The 21,781-nt window shown below is 46.7% G+C and carries 19 protein-coding genes and 1 other annotated feature; of the genes, 10 read left to right on the forward strand and 9 right to left on the reverse strand.

The window, feature by feature from the left end:
• Positions 1-35: 35 nt before the first annotated feature.
• Both srmB and J4N39_RS02600 read right to left on the reverse strand, forming a co-directional pair.
• On the reverse strand, positions 36-1,268 hold the full coding sequence (gene srmB, locus J4N39_RS02595; protein ID WP_252021649.1) for an ATP-dependent RNA helicase SrmB: 1,233 nt from the start codon (positions 1,266-1,268) through the stop codon (positions 36-38).
• A 70-nt stretch (positions 1,269-1,338) separates the two neighbouring features.
• Positions 1,339-2,058 (reverse strand): tRNA1(Val) (adenine(37)-N6)-methyltransferase, encoded by a 720-nt coding sequence (locus tag J4N39_RS02600; RefSeq protein ID WP_252021651.1) that lies wholly within the window; start codon positions 2,056-2,058, stop codon positions 1,339-1,341.
• Between the two features lie 275 nt (positions 2,059-2,333).
• On the opposite strand from J4N39_RS02600, the gene brnQ reads away from it, so the two are divergent.
• Positions 2,334-3,644, forward strand: coding sequence for a branched-chain amino acid transport system II carrier protein (brnQ, locus tag J4N39_RS02605; protein WP_252021653.1), 1,311 nt, complete (start codon positions 2,334-2,336; stop codon positions 3,642-3,644).
• Between the two features lie 39 nt (positions 3,645-3,683).
• Here brnQ and fldB read toward each other — a convergent pair whose 3' ends face one another.
• The gene (gene fldB, locus J4N39_RS02610; protein WP_252021655.1) at positions 3,684-4,202 is read right to left on the reverse strand and encodes a flavodoxin FldB; all 519 of its coding nucleotides are present in this window, start codon (positions 4,200-4,202) and stop codon (positions 3,684-3,686) included.
• Between the two features lie 163 nt (positions 4,203-4,365).
• Here fldB and xerD point away from each other — a divergent pair, with 163 nt between their 5' ends.
• The 5 genes from xerD to lysS all read left to right on the forward strand — a co-directional run bounded on the left by xerD (position 4,366) and on the right by lysS (position 10,784).
• Positions 4,366-5,265 carry a site-specific tyrosine recombinase XerD gene (gene xerD, locus J4N39_RS02615; protein WP_252021657.1) on the forward strand — a complete coding sequence of 300 codons (900 nt, stop codon included), beginning with the start codon at positions 4,366-4,368 and terminating at the stop codon, positions 5,263-5,265.
• A gap of 35 nt (positions 5,266-5,300) precedes the next feature.
• Positions 5,301-6,041: a thioredoxin fold domain-containing protein gene (locus J4N39_RS02620; protein ID WP_252021658.1), complete on the forward strand. Its 741-nt coding sequence runs from the start codon at positions 5,301-5,303 to the stop codon at positions 6,039-6,041.
• A gap of 54 nt (positions 6,042-6,095) precedes the next feature.
• Positions 6,096-7,835 (forward strand): single-stranded-DNA-specific exonuclease RecJ, encoded by a 1,740-nt coding sequence (recJ, locus tag J4N39_RS02625; RefSeq protein WP_252021660.1) that lies wholly within the window; start codon positions 6,096-6,098, stop codon positions 7,833-7,835.
• Between the two features lie 291 nt (positions 7,836-8,126).
• Positions 8,127-9,225, forward strand: a protein-coding gene (gene prfB / locus J4N39_RS02630) for a peptide chain release factor 2 (protein WP_252021662.1) whose coding sequence is annotated in 2 segments (ribosomal slippage) — positions 8,127-8,201 and positions 8,203-9,225 — 1,098 coding nt in all. Because the reading frame shifts where the segments join, the coding sequence is not laid out codon by codon here.
• A gap of 41 nt (positions 9,226-9,266) precedes the next feature.
• A complete protein-coding gene (gene lysS / locus J4N39_RS02635; protein ID WP_252021663.1) occupies positions 9,267-10,784 on the forward strand; it encodes a lysine--tRNA ligase in 1,518 nt (505 codons plus the stop codon).
• Positions 10,785-10,983: 199 nt separating this feature from the next.
• Here lysS and J4N39_RS02640 read toward each other — a convergent pair whose 3' ends face one another.
• Complete coding sequence (locus tag J4N39_RS02640; RefSeq protein WP_252021665.1) at positions 10,984-12,138, reverse strand: Na/Pi symporter; 1,155 nt, start codon at positions 12,136-12,138, stop codon at positions 10,984-10,986.
• Between the two features lie 403 nt (positions 12,139-12,541).
• On the opposite strand from J4N39_RS02640, the gene nhaR reads away from it, so the two are divergent.
• On the forward strand, positions 12,542-13,432 hold the full coding sequence (gene nhaR, locus J4N39_RS02645) for a transcriptional activator NhaR (protein WP_252021667.1): 891 nt from the start codon (positions 12,542-12,544) through the stop codon (positions 13,430-13,432).
• A gap of 116 nt (positions 13,433-13,548) precedes the next feature.
• Positions 13,549-13,842: an ArsR/SmtB family transcription factor gene (locus tag J4N39_RS02650; protein ID WP_252021669.1), complete on the forward strand. Its 294-nt coding sequence runs from the start codon at positions 13,549-13,551 to the stop codon at positions 13,840-13,842.
• A gap of 54 nt (positions 13,843-13,896) precedes the next feature.
• Here the strand turns inward: J4N39_RS02650 and ettA are convergent, their stop codons facing one another.
• Entirely contained in the window at positions 13,897-15,564 is a 1,668-nt protein-coding gene (ettA, locus tag J4N39_RS02655) for an energy-dependent translational throttle protein EttA (RefSeq protein WP_252021671.1), read from the reverse strand.
• Between the two features lie 295 nt (positions 15,565-15,859).
• On the opposite strand from ettA, the gene sltY reads away from it, so the two are divergent.
• Both sltY and trpR read left to right on the forward strand, forming a co-directional pair.
• Positions 15,860-17,779: a murein transglycosylase gene (gene sltY, locus J4N39_RS02660; protein WP_252021672.1), complete on the forward strand. Its 1,920-nt coding sequence runs from the start codon at positions 15,860-15,862 to the stop codon at positions 17,777-17,779.
• Between the two features lie 102 nt (positions 17,780-17,881).
• The gene (gene trpR, locus J4N39_RS02665; protein WP_252021674.1) at positions 17,882-18,190 is read left to right on the forward strand and encodes a trp operon repressor; all 309 of its coding nucleotides are present in this window, start codon (positions 17,882-17,884) and stop codon (positions 18,188-18,190) included.
• Between the two features lie 78 nt (positions 18,191-18,268).
• On the opposite strand, the gene yjjX is transcribed toward trpR, so the two are convergent.
• The 4 genes from yjjX to bamD form a co-directional block, all read right to left on the reverse strand.
• Complete coding sequence (gene yjjX, locus J4N39_RS02670) at positions 18,269-18,784, reverse strand: inosine/xanthosine triphosphatase (RefSeq protein ID WP_252021676.1); 516 nt, start codon at positions 18,782-18,784, stop codon at positions 18,269-18,271.
• 3 nt (positions 18,785-18,787) lie between these two features.
• Complete coding sequence (pheA, locus tag J4N39_RS02675) at positions 18,788-19,960, reverse strand: prephenate dehydratase (RefSeq protein WP_252021678.1); 1,173 nt, start codon at positions 19,958-19,960, stop codon at positions 18,788-18,790.
• A gap of 12 nt (positions 19,961-19,972) precedes the next feature.
• Positions 19,973-20,092: a sequence feature (Phe leader region), on the reverse strand.
• Positions 20,093-20,217: 125 nt separating this feature from the next.
• A complete protein-coding gene (hpf, locus tag J4N39_RS02680) occupies positions 20,218-20,565 on the reverse strand; it encodes a ribosome hibernation-promoting factor, HPF/YfiA family (protein ID WP_252021680.1) in 348 nt (115 codons plus the stop codon).
• A gap of 385 nt (positions 20,566-20,950) precedes the next feature.
• Entirely contained in the window at positions 20,951-21,676 is a 726-nt protein-coding gene (gene bamD / locus J4N39_RS02685) for an outer membrane protein assembly factor BamD (RefSeq protein ID WP_252021682.1), read from the reverse strand.
• Positions 21,677-21,781: the final 105 nt, after the last annotated feature.

Genomic DNA, 21,781 nt, shown 5'->3' on the forward strand with positions numbered 1-21,781 from the left:
AAAAATGGCCTAGCTCTTCGAGCTAGGCCATTTTTCTATTTTTTCTTGGCTTTCTTAGGCTTGGTTTTTGCCTTTTTAGCGGCTTCTTTTTTCTTGTTCTTTTTCTTAAACACAGGTTTCTTGTGCTTAGGACGCAGGCCATCAATGAAGCGCTCTTTGATCTCGTCTTTGGTGTAACGCATGACGCGATCGATCATCGGTTGGTCGTGCATTTCGACTAATGAAACCGCATTACCTTTTTTACCAGCACGAGCTGTACGACCGATACGGTGAAGGTATACGTCCGCAGTACGAGGCATATCAAAGTTGATCACGTGGCTAATATCAGGCACATCGATACCACGTGCAGCAACGTCAGTTGCTAGCAGCACACCCACTTCACCTTCACGGAAACGACGGATCGCATTGTTACGGCGATCTTGAGGCATTTCCCCTTGAATCCATGCACACGGCAGTTGTTGACTTTCAAGGTAGCCACGAAGCTCTGCAAGGCGCTCACGCGTCTTGACGAAGATGATAGAGCGTTCGGTCTCTTCGGTGCTAAGTAGATGCTTAAGGATCTCTAGCTTGTGCTCTGCGTTGTCACAGCGGTGATACCATTGAGTGATTTTCTTGCGTTCACGACGAGAAGGCTCGGCGTTTACTTCTGCTGGGTCTTTTAATAGATCCGCAGTAAAGCCTTCTACACCGCGACCTTCAAGTGTGGCTGAGAAGAGCATTGACTGTTTACGCCAGCGACACTCGTTCGACAGACGGTCAACAGTGGGTGCAAAGCCGAGATCAAGCATACGGTCAGCTTCATCTAGGATCAGCCATTCGATTGCACGACAATCAAAGCGCTCTGCGTTGATGTATTCCATCAAACGACCCGGTGTTGCAACCACGATATCTTGTGTGGTTGAAAGGATGTTTGCGTGCTCTTGATACTCAACACCACCAGTGATGGTAAAGATGTTCAGATTCGTGTTTTTGGCAAGCTTTTGGGCTTGATCAGCCACTTGCATTGCAAGCTCACGAGTTGGGGTCAGGATCAGAATCCGTGCAGGTCCTGGTTTACGGCGAGGGAAGTCCTGCAAGTATTGCAGCGCAGGGATCACAAATGCCGCAGTTTTGCCGGTGCCCGTTGGCGCAGACGCCAAGATATCACGACCGTCTAGTGCGGCAGGAATTGCCATTGCCTGTACTTGAGTTGGACGTTCATAGCCCATTTCTTCGATGGCCGACAGTAGGTTATCGTCTAGGTCCAGCTGTGCAAAGTTTCTGATCACAGAGAGTCTCCACCAGTGAGAGGGAAAGTAAGTTAGCGGCGCATTATAAGAGGGATCACCGCTGGGATCACTACATCTTTAAATAAAAGTCACGAGTTAACTCAATAAAGGAATCGCTATAGCGACCATCCTGATGAATTACAAGTTCGCTTTTCTGACATATATGCTCTTGTTTCGCCAATTCAAACAATAGCCTAGTGCACTCTTTTCGTTCTGTGGTTCGGACCTGGCAGTAGCGAGTGACAAACAAATGCTGGCGGTTAGCAAGCTTAATAAATTGATCACCTTCGACTTTGGGCAGCACAAAGCTCGCTCGCCCCTGTGGTTTTAACAGGGCGGAACAGCGACTGAGTAGCGCTTGATGATCCAAAGTGAATGTGTGACGGGCCATCGCTCGGCTTTGATTGGTTGCCGTCTCTCCCGACGTAAAATAGGGCGGGTTACAGATAATGTGGTCAAATAGCGTGTCGCTCTGCCACGCAAGCACGTCACTATGCACAGCGTTTAAACGCTCACTCCAAGGGCTACGCTTAAAGTTATCACTGGCGTCTGAGATGGCGTTGGGCTCAATGTCTAGGGCTGTGATCTGTGCATGCGTATTTCGCTGCGCAATCATTAAAGCCAGCAACCCAGTGCCTGTGCCGATATCTAATAAAGTGTTAGCGTTTGTGGCTTTCGCCCAAGCACCAAGCATTACGCCATCGGTACTGACAGGCATGCCCGAGCACCCAGCACCAATAGCAAATTGTTTAAACTGAAAACCTTTAGTGGCTTTTGAGGTTGGCTGCATAACTTTCTCTGTTAACACAATGTTTGGTTTGTGCTGGGTTTGTTGGTACCTGTATCTGGTTTGTTCCAAATGTTTGGATTCATGATCTGGTTATTGAAACTGGTTATTTATAAAAAACCAGTGAATCTCACTGCTTTGGTGGTGCAATTATAAATTATTGTCGTGTTTTTGCTCGTCGCCTTGTGAATCATTAGTAGTTTGTTCATCATGCGTGGCTATTTTTCGGATGAATGTATCGATTCATTCGTGATTACGAGATAATTATAAGGCACAACATGACACAAACACTTAAAACGGCTGATATTTTTGCCGTTGGATTTATGCTTTTTGCATTCTTTTTAGGGGCAGGAAACATCATTTTTCCCCCATTGGCTGGACAGCTAGCGGGTGATCATTATCTCCCGGCCATGTTTGGCTTCTTAGTCACCGCTGTCGGCTTACCCTTACTGACCATCATCGCTTTAGCCAAAGTAGGTGGCAGTTGGGAGCAATTGAGCCAATATCTGCCAAAGCGCGCGGCAACCGCTATCGCTGTGCTGATTTTCATCATCATTGGCCCAGCTTTTGCCGCACCTCGCACAGGCTTGGTGGCATATGAAATGGCGGTAAACCCTTTTCTTGTTGATGCTGGCCAAACACAATTAGCCCTGTTCTCGGTGGCATTTTTCTTGGTAGCGATGTTTTTTGCTTGGTCACAAGGCAAGCTTATCGATTCGATCGGTAAATTGTTAACACCAGCACTGTTCCTTGGCTTGATGATCTTAGCTATCGCCGTGTTTGTAAACCCTCAAGGGGATATTTTAGCGGCTCAAGGAGCCTATGTGGATCAGCCGTTGACCACGGGTTTCCTTGAAGGCTACAACACCATGGATACCTTTGGCGCTTTGATGTTTGGTATCTTGATCGTTGATGCTCTGCGCAGCAAAGGCATTACCCAAACTGCGCCAACCACTCGTTACCTGATTATCGCAGCGACCATTGCAGCGGCAGGACTGACGTTTGTGTATGTCTCGCTATTCTATCTTGGCGCAACCAGCAGCGTTGTTGCTGCCAATGTGAGTAATGGTGGAGTGGTGTTGAGTCAATACGTGCAAGCACTGTTTGGCGGCTCTGGTCAACTGGTGCTGTCTGCTATTGTATTGCTGGCTTGTTTAACCACGGCCATTGGTCTAATTTCAGCCTGCTCTGATTACTTTAGCCGTTTGACAGGTTGGGCTTACAAACATTGGGTTATTGCGATTGGCGTAGTGTGTGCGATTGTGGCGAACGTTGGTCTGGCTCAGTTAATTGCACTGTCTGTGCCTGTGCTGTTTGCACTATACCCAGTTGCGATTGCGCTGGTGGCGTTAGCATTTGTCCGCTCTAGACTGCCACACCCAGCAATGGCGTACAAAAGTGTCGTTTTAGTTGCGCTCGTGTTTGCGCTGCTTGATGCCGCTAAAGTCGCAGGGATTGATGTTAGCACATTGAGCTTCTTGCCGCTTTACAGTGTCGGTATGGCTTGGTTGCTGCCAACGTTGGCCACCTTATGCTGTATGTTCTTTATTGCCTCGCCTGTGAAGGTGCTTGAGCAAGAAGCGGCATAAAGTAAAAAGGTTGGCGAAAGCCAACCTTTTTTGAATCGATTACAGTGCGTCGTGATACTCATTTAACACCTGTTCACACCATGCTGTGATGCGCTCATCACTGAGGTCATATTGGGAGTCTTCATCCAGTGCTAGGCCAACAAAATGCTCGCCGTCTGGTGTGAGCGCCTTTGAAGCTTCAAACTCATAGCCTTGGTTTGGCCAGTAGCCGATAAAGTTGACCTTGGTGGCTTTTAGCTCGTCATGTAGAAGACCCATTGCATCCAGAAACCACTCGCCATAGCCTTCTTGATCGCCTAAGCCGAACAATGCGACGTGTTTGCCGCTTATATCGACGTCCCCCAGTTGTTGCCATGCTGCGCTCCAGTCTTCCTGAATCTCGCCGAAATCCCATGTAGAGATACCGAGTATTAATAAATCATACTCGTTCATTGCCACTAGTGCTGTGTCTTTTACATTAAAAATGTCGACCAGATCTTCACCAATAAACGCTCGAATCTTTTCTGCTGCCATTTCGGTGTAACAGGTACTAGAGCCGTAAAATAATCCTATTTTCATACTACAACTTTCTTTACTGGGAGTTGATGGGAGGTGGTGCCCAGATTCTACCTAGATTTGGCCAAAATTGCAGACTTGTATTGTTGATGAAACAAATTAGTTGGAAATCCGGTCTTTGCTCACATACCCTAGCGCTACACGTATAAGCAAAATAAGAGAACGTATGCAGACGAGCGATTTGGCATTGATGGAACGGTTTTTAGATGCCATGTGGATGGAGCGAGGTCTTTCAGAGAATACTCTGGCTTCTTATCGCAATGATTTGAATAAGCTTTTGACTTGGATGGATATCAATAACTACAAGTTGAGCTTTATTTCGACTTCTGGCCTGCAAGACTATCAGACTTGGCTGGTTGACCAAGATTATAAGCAGACCTCTCGGGCAAGAATGCTATCGGCCATTCGACGACTGTTTCAGTATTTGCACCGAGAAAAAGTGCGCGGTGATGATCCCAGTGCTTTGCTGGTGAGTCCCAAGTTACCCAAGCGATTGCCGAAAGATATTTCGGAGCAGCAAGTGGATGCTTTACTCTCAGCACCTGACCCAGAAGATCCGCTCGAGCTACGAGATAAGGCGATGTTAGAGCTGCTTTATGCCACAGGTCTTCGTGTCACCGAGCTTGTGAGCTTAACGATGGAAAACGTCAGCCTTCGTCAAGGTGTGGTACGGGTAATAGGTAAAGGTGGTAAAGAGCGATTAGTGCCGATGGGAGAAAATGCGGTTGATTGGCTTGAAACCTTTTTGACCAAAGGGCGTCCAAGTTTGTTAGGAGAAGTCACTAGTGACGTGGTATTTCCGAGTAAACGAGCTCGGCAGATGACAAGACAAACGTTTTGGCATCGGATTAAGTTTTACGCCACCTTGGCAGATATCGATAGTGACGCTTTATCTCCTCACGTGTTACGCCATGCGTTTGCCACCCACCTACTCAATTACGGGGCGGACCTGCGTGTGGTGCAAATGCTGTTAGGGCATAGTGACTTATCGACCACCCAAATTTATACTCACGTGGCAACTGAGCGTCTTAAGCAGATCCATGGACAGCATCACCCACGTGCTTAGTTGTACATTTAATTAATTATCAAAGGTTTGAAATCATGCGTTTATTTCGCCAACTGGCTATTCTAGGTTCTTCATTATTGCTGTCTGCCACCACATTGGCAGCCCAAACCGCCAACGTTGCCGAGATTGAAGCTCGCTTTGCAAAAATTGGTATTTCGGTGACAGAAGTTAGTGATAGCGAAGTGGAAGGTCTTGTAGAAGTGACGACCAATCAAGGTCTATTCTTTGTGACGCCATCGGGTGACCATTTCATTCATGGTAAAATGTTCTCGCTAAACAAAGATGGTGAATATCGTGATGTGATGGCGAAAAAGTCGGTCGATAAGATCGCCAAGTTTGAATCGAGCTGGATTGAGTACAAAGCTGAAAACGAAAAATACGCCATCACTGTGTTTACTGACACCGATTGTGGTTACTGTCTAAAGCTGCATAAGCGCATGAAAGCTTACAATGATCTAGGTATTACGGTTCGTTACTTAGCGTATCCTCGTGCAGGTGTTCAGAGTAAAACAGGGTTAGCGATGTCGAGTATCTGGTGTAGCGCAGACCCGAAAGCGGCAATGGATACAGTGAAGCTCAACCGCACTCTGCCTGAAGGCACATCCCCGGTTAGCGAGTGTTCAGACACTATCGCTAAGCAATTTTTGTTAGGCAAAAATCTAGGAGTTACAGGCACTCCAGCAATCATTGCGCCAAACGGCTCCTTAATTGGAGGCTTTGTTGAGCCCAACGAACTAATTGCTCACCTAGACGCTATCAGCGCATCTAAGTCTTAATTTTGTTGCCCTGCTTAGGCAGGGCGCTTTCACCTGCCAATGTAAATGACCACTATGATCCAAGTTAAGCGTCGCCCAGAAGTCCAGTCTACATCCTTACCTGAAACCCTTTCGCCATTGTTACGTCAGATCTACGCCAGTCGTGGCATTGAGTCGATGGCGCAACTAGAGCGCGGTGCCAAGTCATTACATTCCTATACATTGCTTGGTGGGTTAGATAAGGCCGTGGAGTTGCTATTTGACGCCATCAAGCAGCAAAAGCGCATCATCGTGGTGGGCGATTTTGATGCTGATGGTGCAACCAGTAGTGCGCTGTCAGTGTTAGCCATGCGTATGCTTGGCAGCAATAACGTCGATTACTTGGTACCAAATCGCTTTGAAGACGGCTATGGGCTGAGCCCAGAGGTTGTGGATCAGGCGATTGAAATAGGCGCAGAACTGATCATGACGGTAGATAACGGCGTCTCATCCATTGATGGGGTTCGTTATGCCAAGGAAAAAGGGTTACAAGTGGTGGTGACCGACCACCACTTGCCGGGCGAAGAGTTGCCAATCGCCGATGCAATGGTCAATCCGAATCTTGAAGACTGTAAGTTTCCCTCTAAGGCTCTTGCGGGCGTCGGTGTAGCCTTCTATTTGATGATGGCTCTGTGTGTGGCGATGCGTAAGGCCAACTGGTTTGCCGATAGCGGTATGCAAGAGCCTAAGCTGATGGAGCTTATAGATTTGGTTGCTCTGGGCACTGTCGCTGATGTTGTGCCACTGGATGACAACAACCGCATCTTGGTCCATCAAGGTTTGCAGCGTATCCGTGCGGGTAAGGCTCGTCCGGGCATTCAAGCGCTGATTGAGATTGCCAAACGTAGCCCGCATCGCTTGGTGGCTGCCGACTTTGGTTTTGCCCTTGGTCCACGAATTAATGCAGCTGGCCGTTTGGATGACATGTCTTTCGGTGTTGAGCTTTTGATGAGTAATAATATCCACGCTGCCCGCCGCATGGCGAGCGAACTGGATGGGTTAAATCAGACTCGTAAAGAGATTGAAGAGGGCATGAAGCAAGAGGCGATGGCTTTTTGCGAACGCCTTGAGTTTGGCACCAGCACTGAGATGCCTTATGGTCTAGCCCTGTTCCAACGTGATTGGCACCAAGGGGTAATTGGTATCTTGGCTTCTCGTATTAAGGAGCAGTATCACCGTCCAGTGATTGCCTTTGCTGATGGCGGTGAAGGCTTTATCAAAGGTTCATGTCGCTCTATTCCAGCGCTACATATGCGTGATGCGCTGGATCGTATTGATACCCAAAATCCGGGGTTGATTGTGAAGTTTGGTGGCCACGCCATGGCAGCTGGCCTCACCATTCGTGAAAAAGATTTCGAACGCTTTAGCAAGTTGTTTGATCAAGTGGTTCGCCAAGAGATCGATGAGAGCGCTCTTCAGGGCATTATTCTTTCCGACGGTGAACTTTCTCCTGAGCATTTCCATTTATCCACTGCGGAAATGCTACGCAACGCAGGTCCATGGGGACAAGCGTTTCCTGAGCCGATATTTGATGGTGAATTTAAGATCCTGCACCAAAAGCTGGTGGGAGAAAAACACCTTAAATTGATGGTCGAACCGTTATTTAAAGGGCATCCAACCCATATTATGCTCGATGCAATCGCTTTTAACGTTGACCTGCGCCGTTGGCCAGATGCTTCTGTTAAAACGGTGAAAATGGCGTATCGATTGGATATTAATGAGTTTCGTGGTAATCAGTCATTGCAGTTGATGGTTGAGAACTTGGATGCTTCTTAGGCTTGCTTTTAGTTTGAGTGAGTAACTATTGCCCCTCTCCTTTTCAAGCAGCGGCGTAGGTGTTGATCTGGAGGGGGTTAATTCTGCAGACTAACGTTGAATTCTGCACTTTATCCTTACCTTGGCTTTTACCCCCCCCTCTAACTCCCCCGGAACGCCGGCCGCTTGAAAAAGGGGAGGATTTTAAAACGCTCGCTTTTAGTCATACTTACCCCCAATTTTTCCTGTATCTCCGTCACATTTTTCAGTAGAATTCCTCGGTTAAATTCTACTCACTGAAAATGAGCAATCATGTTTGAAATCAATCCGATTAAAAACCGCCTGCAGGACGTGTCTGAGCGCACAAATGTCCTGAGGGGGTACCTTTGACTATGACGCTAAGAAAGAGCGTCTAGAAGAGGTTAACGCAGAACTAGAACAACCGGATGTGTGGAACGAACCAGAGCGTGCCCAAGCGCTAGGTAAAGAGCGTTCTTCACTAGAAGCGGTTGTTGAAACTATTGATCAACTTGACCAAGGTGTAGAGGACGTTGAAGGTCTTCTAGAGCTTGCGGTTGAAGAAGAAGATCAAGAGACATTTGACGAAATCGAGCCAGAGCTTGCAGATCTAGAAGCGAAGCTTGAGAAGCTAGAATTCCGCCGTATGTTCTCGGGCGACCACGATGCATCAGACTGCTACATTGACTTGCAGTCAGGCTCAGGTGGCACCGAGGCGCAGGACTGGACTTCAATGATGCTACGTATGTATCTACGCTGGGCAGAATCGAAAGGCTTCAAAACGGAAGTTATCGAGGTGTCTGAGGGTGAAGTTGCAGGCCTTAAAGGCGCAACAGTACGTATCTCGGGTGAGTACGCTTACGGTTGGTTACGTACTGAGACCGGTGTACACCGCCTAGTTCGTAAATCACCGTTCGACTCAAGCGGCCGTCGTCACACGTCATTTGCTTCTGCGTTTATCTACCCAGAGATTGATGACAACATTCAGATCGACATTAACCCTGCAGATCTACGTATCGATGTATACCGTGCATCGGGCGCAGGTGGTCAGCACGTAAACACCACCGAATCTGCGGTACGTATTACCCACGTACCAACCAACACAGTGGTACAGTGTCAGAACGACCGTTCTCAGCATAAGAACAAAGACCAAGCGATGAAGCAGCTACGTGCTAAGCTTTTCGAACTTGAGTTGCAAAAGCAGAATGCTGAGAAACAAGCCAACGAAGACGCTAAGTCTGACATCGGCTGGGGTAGCCAGATCCGCTCTTACGTACTTGATGATTCACGTATCAAAGACTTACGTACCAGCGTTGAAAACCGCAACACCCAAGCGGTACTTGATGGCGACCTAGACAAATTTATCGAAGCTAGCCTGAAATCAGGCCTTTAAGCTTTATCACCGACACAAAAAAGAAACAGGATACATCGAAAATGACTGATGCTGTTCAAAATGAGAACCAACAAGAAGAGAACAAGCTGATTGCTGAGCGTCGCGCGAAACTGGACCACATCCGCCAGTCGTGCAAAGCAAACGGCCACCCAAATGATTTCCGTCGTGAGCACCTAGCAGGTGACTTGCAAGCGGAGTTCGGTGATAAGACTAAAGAAGAGCTTGAAGAGCTAAACCACGTCGTAGCAATTGCTGGTCGTGTCATGGCTAAGCGTGGTCCATTCCTTGCGATCCAAGAGACTTCTGGCCGCATCCAAGCATACGCTGCAAAAGATGTTCAGAAAGAGCTTAAAGAGAAGTACCAAGGTCTAGATATCGGTGACATCATCGGTGTTAAAGGTGCGCTGCACAAGTCTGGTAAAGGCGACCTATACGTAAACATGGAATCTTACGAGCTGCTAACTAAAGCACTTCGTCCGCTTCCAGAGAAGTTCCACGGTCTAACAGACCAAGAGATGCGTTACCGTCAGCGTTACGTTGACCTAATCGTAAATGAAGATTCTCGTAACGCATTCATTGTACGTTCTAAGCTAGTATCATCTATCCGTAACTTCATGAGCTCAAAAGGCTACTTAGAAGTTGAAACGCCGATGATGCACGTGATCCCTGGTGGTGCGACGGCTCGTCCATTCATCACTCACCACAACGCACTAGACATCGACATGTACCTACGTGTTGCGCCAGAGCTATATCTGAAGCGTCTAGTTGTCGGTGGTTTTGACCGTGTATTTGAGATCAACCGTAACTTCCGTAACGAAGGTCTTTCTCCACGTCACAACCCAGAATTCACCATGATGGAATTCTACCAAGCGTACTCTGACTACAAAGACCTAATGGATCTTACTGAAGAGATGCTAAGCACGGCAGCAATGGACGTTCTTGGTTCTACGTCTATGCCTTACGGTGATGAGACGGTTGAATTTGGTGGCACGTACGCTCGCATGAGCATGTTTGAAGCAATCAAACACTACAACCCAGACCACGCTGAGATCCAAGCGCTAACTGAAGCCGACCTACAAGACCGTGACAAGATGGTAGCCATCGCGAAATCTGTACACGTTGAAGTAGAGACATTCTGGACTTGTGGTCAGCTACTTGAAGAGATCTTTGGTGAAACGGCTGAGCCTCAGCTAATTCAACCAACCTTCATCACTGGCTACCCAGCGGACATCTCTCCACTGGCTCGTCGTAGCGATGACAACCCATTCTTCACTGACCGCTTTGAGTTCTTCATCGGTGGCCGTGAAGTAGCGAACGGTTTCTCTGAGCTTAACGATGCAGAAGACCAAGATGCTCGCTTTAAAGCGCAGGTTGATGCGAAAGATGCCGGTGATGATGAAGCGATGTACTACGATGCAGACTACATCACAGCGCTTGAGCACGGCTTACCGCCAACAGCAGGTCAAGGTATCGGTATCGACCGTCTAGCGATGCTATTTACCAATACTCACACTATCCGTGACGTGATCCTATTCCCAGCGATGCGTCCACAAGCGTAATCTTACGTTTGATTGATAGCTAAAAAGCCAGTCGTATTACGACTGGCTTTTTTTATGCTTGAAGAAATCCGTGCTTCGCTTTGCAAGATCAGATAATTAGTCGTATTGGTATTAGCCCGATGGGTATAACTCCGCCTAATTTTGTACTGATAAAAAAATCCCCGCTCATTTGAGCGGGGACTTTTGAAGGAATTCTTGTTTATGCAGTAGCGAACAGAATCGCACCTGGCATGACAACGAATACTGACACTAGGTAGCCAATCACAACCGACTTGTTCTTCACAGCCATGTCAGAGATGAACTCAGAACCTTTCACTGGCAGTTCACGTAGGAACGGAATACCGAAGATGAATACCGTTGCCAAGATGTTGAACGCTAGGTGTACTAGAGCAATTTGAAGTGCGAATACTGCGAACTCACCAGTTACTGCGGTTGCAGCCAGAAGTGCTGTAATACAAGTACCGATGTTAGCGCCCAGAGTAAATGGGTAAACGTCACGAACTTTTAGTACACCAGAGCCCACTAGAGGCACCATCAAGCTAGTCGTCGTCGATGAAGACTGTACAAGAACCGTTACAACTGAACCTGAAGCGATACCGTGTAGAGGACCGCGGCCAATTGCACTCTTAAGAATTTCACGAGCACGGCCAACCATTAGGCTCTTCATCAGTTTGCCCATCGCAGTGATTGCGATAAAGATAGTCAGGATACCTAGACCAATCAACATAACACCGCCTGCCACGCTACCAAAGCCAGCTAGAGGCTCTTGGATGGCACTTACTACAGGTTTGGTGAGTGGTTTGATGAAGTTGAAGCTCTTCATGCTCATATCGCTAGCACCCATCATAGGTGATACCAACCAAGTCGAAATCTTGTCTAACAGACCAAACATCATTTCAAGAGGTAGGAAGATCGCAACGGCAAGAAGGTTAAAGAAATCATGGATAGTTGCACTTGCGAACGCACGCTTGAACTCAGTATTACAACGAACGTGGCCAAGACTTACTAGGGTATTGGTCACTGTTGTACCAATGTTTGCACCCATAATCATTGGAATGGCGGTTTCAACAGGCAAACCACCTGCAACCAAGCCAACAATAATAGAAGTCACTGTACTAGAAGATTGGATTAGGGCAGTTGCCACCAAACCGATCATAAGACCTGCTACAGGGTGTGAAGCAAATTCAAAGAGTGTTTTAGCATGCTCACCAGAAGCCATTTTAAAGCCACTGCCTACCATAGATACAGCAAGTAGTAGAAGGTAAAGCATGAATGCCAGGTTTGCCCAGCGTAACCAGCGTGAAGCGTTTGAGCCTGCAACCGGTGATGCAGTATTGCCTTTAGCTTGGTCCATAATAGTTCTCTCCAGTTGACCGTTAAGTTAGTTTTGGTCTGTTTGTGAATCTGAGGCTGATACTAGAGATCGAATATTGCAGTTATATGACAGAATTATTTAAACCCGACATAAATAACAGTTTTTCGACGCAAACGTTTTCCTGACAATTGTGTTTTTATAATTTATTGTTTTTTATGGGTATTGTTCTTTGTGGATGATGTGGGGAAGGCGGAGGTTTACTTTGAAGTGGCAAAATATCGGTACAGTTTTTGTGCTTCTATGTGACTTTTATGTCATAAACATCACAATTAATTTCGTCATAATTCGGTATTAGTGTTCTATAGTTCGGAAAAATCGAAGTTGTGGAGTCTGAGCGAGTTTTTGATTAAAATGTTGTTTTCTCATCTAGCAGCATTTCAATATGTCTCATTTAAACTATAACCATCTTTATTACTTTTGGATGGTTTGCAAACAAGGCTCTGTGACAAAAGCGGCCGATGCACTGTTCCTAACACCACAAACAGTGACTGGACAGATCAAAGCACTCGAAGAGCGAATGGACGGCAAGCTCACTAAGCGCAACGGGCGTAGTGTTGAACCGACCGAACTTGGGCAATTGGTATTTAAGTACGCCGATCGTATGTTTGGTTTGAGCTATGAAATGCTTGATATCGTTAACTACAGTCAACGCTCGAACATTCTGTTTGATGTAGGTGTTGCGGACGCACTGTCTAAACGACTGGTCAGTAAGATATTGATGACCACGGTGCCTGCGGACAACAGTATCCATTTGCGCTGTTTTGAATCGACTCACGAACTCTTGCTTGAGCAACTGTCGCAACACAAGTTAGATATGATCTTGTCAGATTGTCCGGTGGACTCGAGTCAAAGCCCGGGCCTTTATAGTAAGAAGCTAGGTGAGTGCAGTATGAGCTTCTTTAGTTCCGCCCCAATAGAACACGACAACTTGCCGCTTATATTAGAAGAGCGCAAGCTGCTTATTCCTGGGAGTCGAACCTCAATGGGGCGCAATGTACTGCAATGGTTTGATCGTCAGGGACTTTCACCCAATGTATTGGGTGAGTTTGATGATGTGGCGTTAATGAAAGCCTTTGCTCGTTACCATCCAGATGCTATCTTCCTTGCCCCGAGTCTTTACATGTCAGAAGTTGAGCGAGACACACCTTTGCATTTGATCCACCAAGTGGAAGACCTGAAAGAAGAGTATTACGTGATCTTTGCTGAGCGAATGATCCAGCACCCAACGGTTAAAAATGTGTGTGATGCCAATTTTACGAACCTATTTCAGTGATCAGTAACGTGTTATTGCTCGAGGATATGTAATAACATTTTTGTTAAGATCTTCAATCAGTGACATACAACAATAAGATTGAAGTAAAAGAAGTTTGGGCCTGCGGAGGCTAGTAGATGAATTTACAGGACATGGAGCAGAACTCTGCTCAAGCGGTTATCCTACTTAAGGCAATGGCGAACGAGAGACGCCTACAGATTTTGTGCATGCTGCACGACAATGAGTTGTCCGTGGGCGAGCTATGCGCTCGCTTAGAGTTGAGCCAGTCAGCGCTGTCTCAGCATTTAGCGTGGTTACGTAAAGATGAGCTAGTTTCGACTCGCAAAGAAGCGCAAACCGTTTACTACTCGCTAAAAAGTCATGAAGTACAGCAGATGATAAAGCTGCTTCATGAACTCTACTGTAAATAGAAGAGTTCAAATCAGTCATGATAAAAAGGCCACCGCTAGGTGGCCTTTTTGCTATTACTTAGCGATACGCTTGTACTTGATGCGGTGAGGTTCCGCCGCTTGAGCACCCAGCGTCTGTTTCAGCCACTCAGTGTACTCAGTGTAGTTACCTTCGTAGAAGTTCACTTGGCCTTCATCGCGGTAGTCAAGGATATGCGTTGCGATACGGTCTAGGAACCAACGGTCGTGCGAGATAACCATGGCACAACCTGGGAACTCTAGCAGTGCTTCTTCAAGTGCACGTAGGGTTTCAACGTCAAGGTCGTTGGTTGGTTCATCGAGTAGCAGTACGTTGCCGCCAGTCTTAAGCAGTTTCGCTAGATGGACACGGTTACGCTCACCACCAGAAAGGTCACCGATAAGCTTCTGCTGATCGTTGCCTTTGAAGTTAAAGCGAGAGCAGTACGCGCGTGCTGGGATCTCAAAGTTGTTGATCTTGATGATATCAGCGCCTTCAGAGATCTCTTGGAATACCGTTTTGCTGTCATCCATAGAGTCACGGAACTGATCAACAGAGGCCAGTTTCACGGTTTCACCCACATCGATGGTGCCTGAATCCGCTTGCTCAGTGCCACTTAGCATCTTAAATAGGGTTGATTTACCCGCACCGTTAGCACCTACGATACCCACGATAGCACCCTTCGGCATGCTAAATGATAGGTCGTCGATAAGAACGCGATCACCAAATGATTTGGTCAGGTTGCTTACTTCGATAACCTTGTCACCTAGACGCTCACCTGGTGGGATGAACAGTTCGTTGGTTTCGTTACGCTTCTGGTGATCGCCGCTTTGTAGCTCTTCAAAGCGCGCCATACGTGCTTTAGATTTCGCTTGGCGACCTTTAGGGTTTTGACGAACCCACTCAAGTTCTTTCTCGATGGTTTTTTGACGAGCTTTCTCTTGAGACGCTTCTTGTTTCAGACGCGCATCTTTCTGCTCAAGCCATGAGGTGTAGTTACCTTCCCATGGGATACCTTCACCACGGTCAAGCTCTAGAATCCAGCCAGCTGCGTTATCTAGGAAGTAACGGTCGTGCGTGATTGCCACAACAGTACCGGTGTAATCCACTAGGAAGCGCTCAAGCCACGCAACAGATTCTGCATCCAGGTGGTTGGTTGGTTCGTCAAGAAGCAGCATATCTGGCTTCTCAAGCAGTAGGCGACAGATAGCTACACGACGACGCTCACCACCAGAAAGATGTTCGATCTTCGCATCCCACTCAGGAAGACGTAGTGCTTCAGCGGCACGCTCTAGAGAGTTCTCTAGGTTGTGACCATCTTTTGCTTGGATAAGTGCTTCAAGCTCACCTTGCTCTTTTGCTAGGGCATCGAAGTCTGCATCAGGTTCTGCATAAGCTGCGTATACTGCGTCTAGACGAGACATCGCACCAGCAACGTCTGCAACCGCTTCTTCAACGATTTCACGCACAGTTTTAGATTCGTCAAGCACAGGTTCCTGAGGTAGGTAACCAACGTTTAGACCAGGTTGCGGACGCGCTTCACCATCGATATCAGTATCGATACCAGCCATGATGCGTAGCAGAGTAGATTTACCTGCACCGTTTAGACCCAAAACACCGATTTTAGCGCCTGGGAAGAAGCTTAGAGAAATGTCCTTAAGGATCTGACGCTTTGGTGGAACAATCTTGCTCACACGCGACATGGTATAGACGTATTCAGCCATTGCCGATCTTTCCTATGTATACGAAAAAATAATGGCATATTTTAACCCAGCAGGTCAGGAATGTCAGGGGAAGGTGAGGTTTTTTATCAAGGTTACATTTTGTCTCAATGTTAAGGGAACCAAGCTGGCAAAATTGGGGTCAGCAAGTAACAGCTGTAATTAAACCACTTTAGTCTTGAGTTACCGCTAAACTTAGTTTTGAATGGTCGAACAGGGAAAATCTATTCGATATCAAATAAAAACATTGCCACTTCGATGATTAACAATAAAGGCGATGCGACAAAAGGAAAAAACTATGCGTCAGGCATTCTATGGATTGGGCTTATTACTAAGCTCTTTTGCTGCAACTTCTAGTGCAATCGGAAGTGAAGACATGCTCCAGCAGCAAAGGGATTGGTATGATCAAGCCCAGGATTTACTCGATAAAAAACAGCTCTCTCAATATCAATCGCTTCGGTCTAAGATAGCAGATTACCCGCTCACACCTTATGTGGACTATCGAGCCTTTTTGCTTGAGTTAGACCAAAAAACACCTGCTGAAGTCGAAAAGTTCCAAAAACAATATTATGAGTTCCCATTTTCTAAACGCATCCGTGCTAACTATCTCGACCAGCTCGCCGCGGACAAACAGTGGGATACCATTCATCAGTACCAAACTCAGTTGCCAAGAGGCGAGACCTATCAATGCTATTTCTATACTGCGAAACTAAAGCACGGCCAGCAGTCTCAAGCCTTTGCAGGGGCAGATAAGCTGTGGCTGAGTGGAAATAGTGTCAGCAAAGCTTGTGATGAGCTATTTGCTCAATGGAAAGCGGCAGGGAAACTCAGTGATGATAAAATTCTTGAGCGTATTTTGCTGGCTTTTGAAGCTCGTAGCGGTGGTTTAGTTAAGTACCTAGAACGTCAACTCAACGATGATGCCCCAGGAGAATTTGCGGTTGAGCTCTACAACCGGCCTCAAGAAGTGGGCAAGTTTGCTAAAAAGCAGTACGTGACGCCGTACAATCAAAAGTTGTCTATGCTGGCGCTCAAGCGTTTAGCTCGCAGTAACCCCAAAGCTGCGATTGAGCAGTTTGACTTGGTCGTGTCAGGACAAAAACTCACGGCCAAGCAAAAACAAGGCCTGTATGACAATATTGCCAGCCGTATCATGGGGTCAGAGGAGCCAGAGCTGCAAAAATGGCGGGACAAGGCTCTGGCGTACACATCAAATGATCGCTTGGTCGAGCGACGTATTCGTATGTCCCTACGAGAAGCGGATTGGAACAGCGTTGAAACTTGGATTGCTCGTTTATCGACCAAAGAGCGCAGTAAATACCGTTGGCAATATTGGTTGGCGCGGGTTGAGTTGGAGAGTGGTCGTGAAAGTGCCGCAACGCAGCGTTTAGAGGCTATTGTGGGTAAGCGCCACTATTATAGTGTCGCAGCGGCGCAAACCTTAGGTAAGCCCATTGAGTTTGATATTTTGAGGACCAGTGCTGACCTGTCCGTCCTTAAAGCACATCAGTCTACCTTAGATCGCGTTGAAGAGCTGATTGCTGTGGACAAGATTGCCGCAGCAAAAAATGAATGGAATTGGCTTTTGATGCGTTCAGATCAGGCGCAAAAAAATGCCTTAGCCAAATACGCAGCGCAGCAGCGCTGGCACCACCTGACCGTTAAAGCGTCGATCAATGCCAAATTGTGGGACGATATCTATCTTCGTTTCCCATTGGCGCACCGCTGGTGGTTTAACTTCTACGGCGAGAAGCATCAAGTTGAGCCGTTGACATTGTTGTCGCTTGCTCGTCAAGAAAGTGCGCTGGATGCAGAAGCTCGCTCATCGGTCGGAGCTCGGGGCATCATGCAGATCATGCCTGATACGGCTAAGGAAACCGCCAGACGTTATGATATTAGTTACCGAGGCCCTAAAGAGCTTTACTCAGTGCAGAAGAATATTGAAATTGGTAGTCGTTATTTAGGCAGCCTGCTCAAGCAGTATGATGGCAACCGTATTTATGCGTTTGCCGCCTATAACGCAGGCCCTCATCGAGTGAAGTCTTGGCGCAAGATCAGCGACAACAAACTCGATGTATATGCGTTCATTGAGTCGATCCCTTTCAATGAAACCCGTGGTTATGTGCAAAATGTGTTGATGTTTGAGTCATATTATCGTTACTTGACTGATACCCAAGGTGAGTTCTTATCGGCAAAAGAGCGCAGCGCAACTTATTGATTAACGCTACCATCCCGCCGACTAGCGTTGACCAGATCTTGGTAATCGCTTCGTTGGCGGGTAAACTTAGCTGGAATTCATATCTTTATTGGACGGCAATCCATGTCAAAATCGCCTGACTATTCTGAGTGGCAAGATCTTCTTAATCTGGTTAAACACGCCAGCGACAGCGAGCAGCACGAGATGCTATTAACCATGCTAATGACGCCTGATGAGCGAGATGCGCTGGTGGCACGAGTGAATATCCTGCATGAACTCTTAGCTGGAGACATGTCTCAGCGTCAGATCAGTCAGATGTTAGGAGTAGGTATTGCAACCATTACTCGCGGTTCAAATGAGTTGAAAGGAAAGTCAGTGCAGGAGAGACAGCAGCTTCAATCTCTGTTGGAATCACAGCTCGAAGAAAAGTAGCGCCAGTTTTATAAGAGACCGACTCCTATTGAAATGGGGTCGGTCTTTTAGATTCTGGCTCGCACAAACTCAATCTGATTAAAACAGATCTGGGTTAGTGAAGGGGATCAGCGCCAAAATCAATGCCTGATGATAAACCGAACTGCGGGTTAGCTGGTTTTGAGTGAGTAACCCAATGGCCCCACCTTTTTGCTTGATGTTTTCGGTGGCAAAGGTCTCATCCATTACATCACCAAGTTCTTTGCCGAGTCTTAATTGCTCTAACACCTTTGGTGGCAGCATCAAGCTGGCACTGCGTGACTCACCTCGCTTGTGGGCATCTTCAATGATCATCCAAGCGAAAGTTGCGTCACCATCAAGTCCAGCTTCAAGGCCGACATAAAAATCAGCGTCAGAACATGCAAGTTTTGCGTTGCGAATACGATTTATCGCACCGAGCTTAGTCTCTTCATTAGTCATCGGTTGATCAGCGACCTCGCTGGCCACCGACACGCCTTCAAAAATAAAGGTTTGCTCAGGCATTGCCTGCTCAAACGCTGTGGTCACAGCGTTGATTTTGGCAGGATTTAAAGAAGCAACAATCACACGTTTCATGGCTTACTCTGACATCTTAACTTGAGTGGCTTGGATGTTTTCACTTGGGTAGCAGCCGAGCACTTTTAGGTGGCGAGTTAGTTTGGTCAACTCATTGATAGCGTGTTGCATTCCCTCAGACTCAAGGTGCGCTTCAAGGTCGACGTAAAACATCTCCTCCCAAGGGTTACCCATGATTGGGCGTGACTCTAGTTTGGTCATATTGATACCGTAACGCTGCAATACCAGCAGTGACTCAACCAAAGAGCCCGCTTCTTGCGAAGTCGACATGATCAGCGTAGTTTTCGCCGGGATCTGCATCGAGACATCGACAGGCTTGCGAGCCACGACGATAAATCGAGTGTGGTTTTCTGTTTGGTTGGCAATGTTTCCTTGGATAGGCTGTAAGCCATAAAGCTTGCCACTAGATGCGTTGCCAATTGCAGCCACTTCAGGACTGTCGAGATCTTTGACCTTTTTCATCGCATCTGCGGTACTTGCACATGACTCAAGGGTGACGCCATCGAGACGGCTCAAGAACTCGCTACATTGTTGGTGTGGCTGCGGATGTGAGTAAAGGGTTTTAATTTGTTCAAGGCGCACTTCGCTGTTTGCTAGTAGGCAGTGTTCAATCGGCTGGGTGATCTCACCAACGATGTATAAAGTGGTATGCTGCAATAGGTCATAGACTTCGTTGATCGAACCCGAGCTGGTGTTTTCAATTGGCAGTACACCGTAGTCGGCGTGACCTGACTCAACGGTTTGAGCTACCTCTTTGAAGTGATCACAACTCAGCTCGATAAGTTCAGTATTGCGACGGCTAAAGTACTGACGACTGGCAAGATGTGAGTAGGAACCACTCGACCCCAAGAAAGCGACACGAGCCAGCGGTTTACGGCTCAATGCAGGGTTGAGCAGGTTTTGCAGGTAGGCTTGCTGCAACAGAACAGAGTCTTCAATGATGGTATGGAAAATCTTGGTAATGTACTGGGCGTCGAGCTCGTACTTATCTTTGCCATTATTTATTAGTTTGACCAGTAGCTCTTGCTCTCGCTTGGCGTCTCGCACTGGTTTGGAAGTTTCCACTTTGCTTTTTGCAACTTCGATACTCAGCTCACGTCGTTCTGAAAGTAGGCTAAGCAGCTGATCGTCCAGCTCATTTAAGCGCAAGCGGATATCATTAAGTCTGTCTGTCATTGAATTATCCCTATAAAAAAAGCCTCCGCTTGGGAGGCTTTCTGTTCGTTTTTGATTTATTTCTTTAACGAGCAAGCCTCTACCGATCAGCAGCTAAAAAAGAAATCAAAAAAGAACAGGTTAGTGTGTGTCATCTGTTTTCCTATGTCAGGTCTCTACTCACAATAAGCGGCAGGCAATATGTCGTCAAGTAAAAAAATGGCACCCTATTGGGTGCCAAAGAGAATTGTTTACCTAAGCGGACTAGGTCCTAATCATTATTCCTCAAGTTCTGCTTCTACTTCTGGTTGCTCTGGAACTTCTGCGTGCGTTGCACGACGTGCTTCTGGTTTATGGCGCAGTTTGTTTAGTTGTCTCTCCAGTTTCTGCTCGGTTTCATTAACTGCGGCATATAAATCTTCATGGGTAGCGGACGCAACAAGTTGACCTTTTGGCACGGAAATAATTGCCTCAAACTTCATCTTCTTGTTCGGTTCTTCGCTGATGCTGGATTGGCAGCCAATGATGTCTACTTGCCATTTTTCCAGTTTCTTAAATTTGCTCTCGATGTGCGATCGGATTGCAGAGGTGATTTCGATGTTTTTACCAGTGATGTTTACTTTCATAAGCGTTTTTCCTCTGTGTCATCCCTCATGGGTTAACTCCAGATTACTGTTTGAATGATAAAAAAATGTGATCTAAATCACTATTTGGAAGGGGTTTTTCGAGGTTGAAATTAAATGTGATCTTTCGCAAATCTTGTTTAAGTTTCTGACGAAATAGCTTGTGGTCGAAGCAAAAGTCATTAGATTGGGAAGAGTAGCAAGCTAAAAACCCTCTGTTTTTGGTGACTTTTTACAGCCTAAAAAAGAGAGTGGTTAAAAGCTGTTCGCTAAATTAATGTGAAGTTGATCGTATTGATTTTGTGGCAGTCGTTTGCTCACTTTACTGATCATAAAAAAACGCTCACCTCCAAGAGGTGAGCGTTTTTATTTTGTATTGAGCAAAAGGTTAAATCGGGTTTAACTCGATCATTTTTTGCGTGCGAGCTGCGGCATCTTCTAAACCCAGCTCCTGGTATGCTTTTAGCTGAAGCTTAAGTGATTGGCGCGCTGCAACCGTATCTGGGTAGGTTTTTTGTAGCTCTTGGCAGCGGTTGATGGCTGCAATCCATGCTTCACGACGAATATAGAAATCAGCCGTGGCTAAATCGTATTCCGCTAAGCGGTTTTTAAGCGCAAGCATGCGTTTTTGCGCATCTGCTGCAAACTCGCTGTTCGGATAACGTTGTAGTAGGCGTTTGAAGTCGTTGAATGCTGCTTTAACAGGCTCTGGATCTCGATCGCTACGCTCAACATTAAAGATGTCATGCATAAAGTTACGGTCTTGCGCCATATGGGTTAGACCACGCATGTACAAAACCCAATCGGTTTTCTCATGAGTCGGGTTTAGGCGTAAAAAGCGCTCAATCGTTGCAAGGCCAAGCGGAAGATCGTTGTTCTTGTAGTAGACATAAATCAGGTCTAACTGAACCTGCTCGGTGTAAGCACCGAAAGGATAACGGGAATCCAACGCTTCTAGTCGTTCGATGGCAGTACGCCAGTTACCAGTTTGAAGGGCGGCTTTTGCTTCTCCGTACAACTCTGCGGGAGGCACATCAGGCACAATTTCCTTGCTGCTTGAGCAACCGAACAAAAGTCCGAGCATCAGCAAGCCTGATAAAGTCTGCTTTTTCATATCAGCGGTGGGTTCCTTGCAATAATAATTTCTTCACCATCCGTTACATCTTCACCTATAACGGATACAATGGCTAATTAAACCATTTTATCCATACCAGTGGCT

This window comes from Vibrio sp. SCSIO 43136, assembly GCF_023716565.1.
In the GTDB taxonomy this organism is placed as follows: Bacteria; Pseudomonadota; Gammaproteobacteria; order Enterobacterales; family Vibrionaceae; genus Vibrio.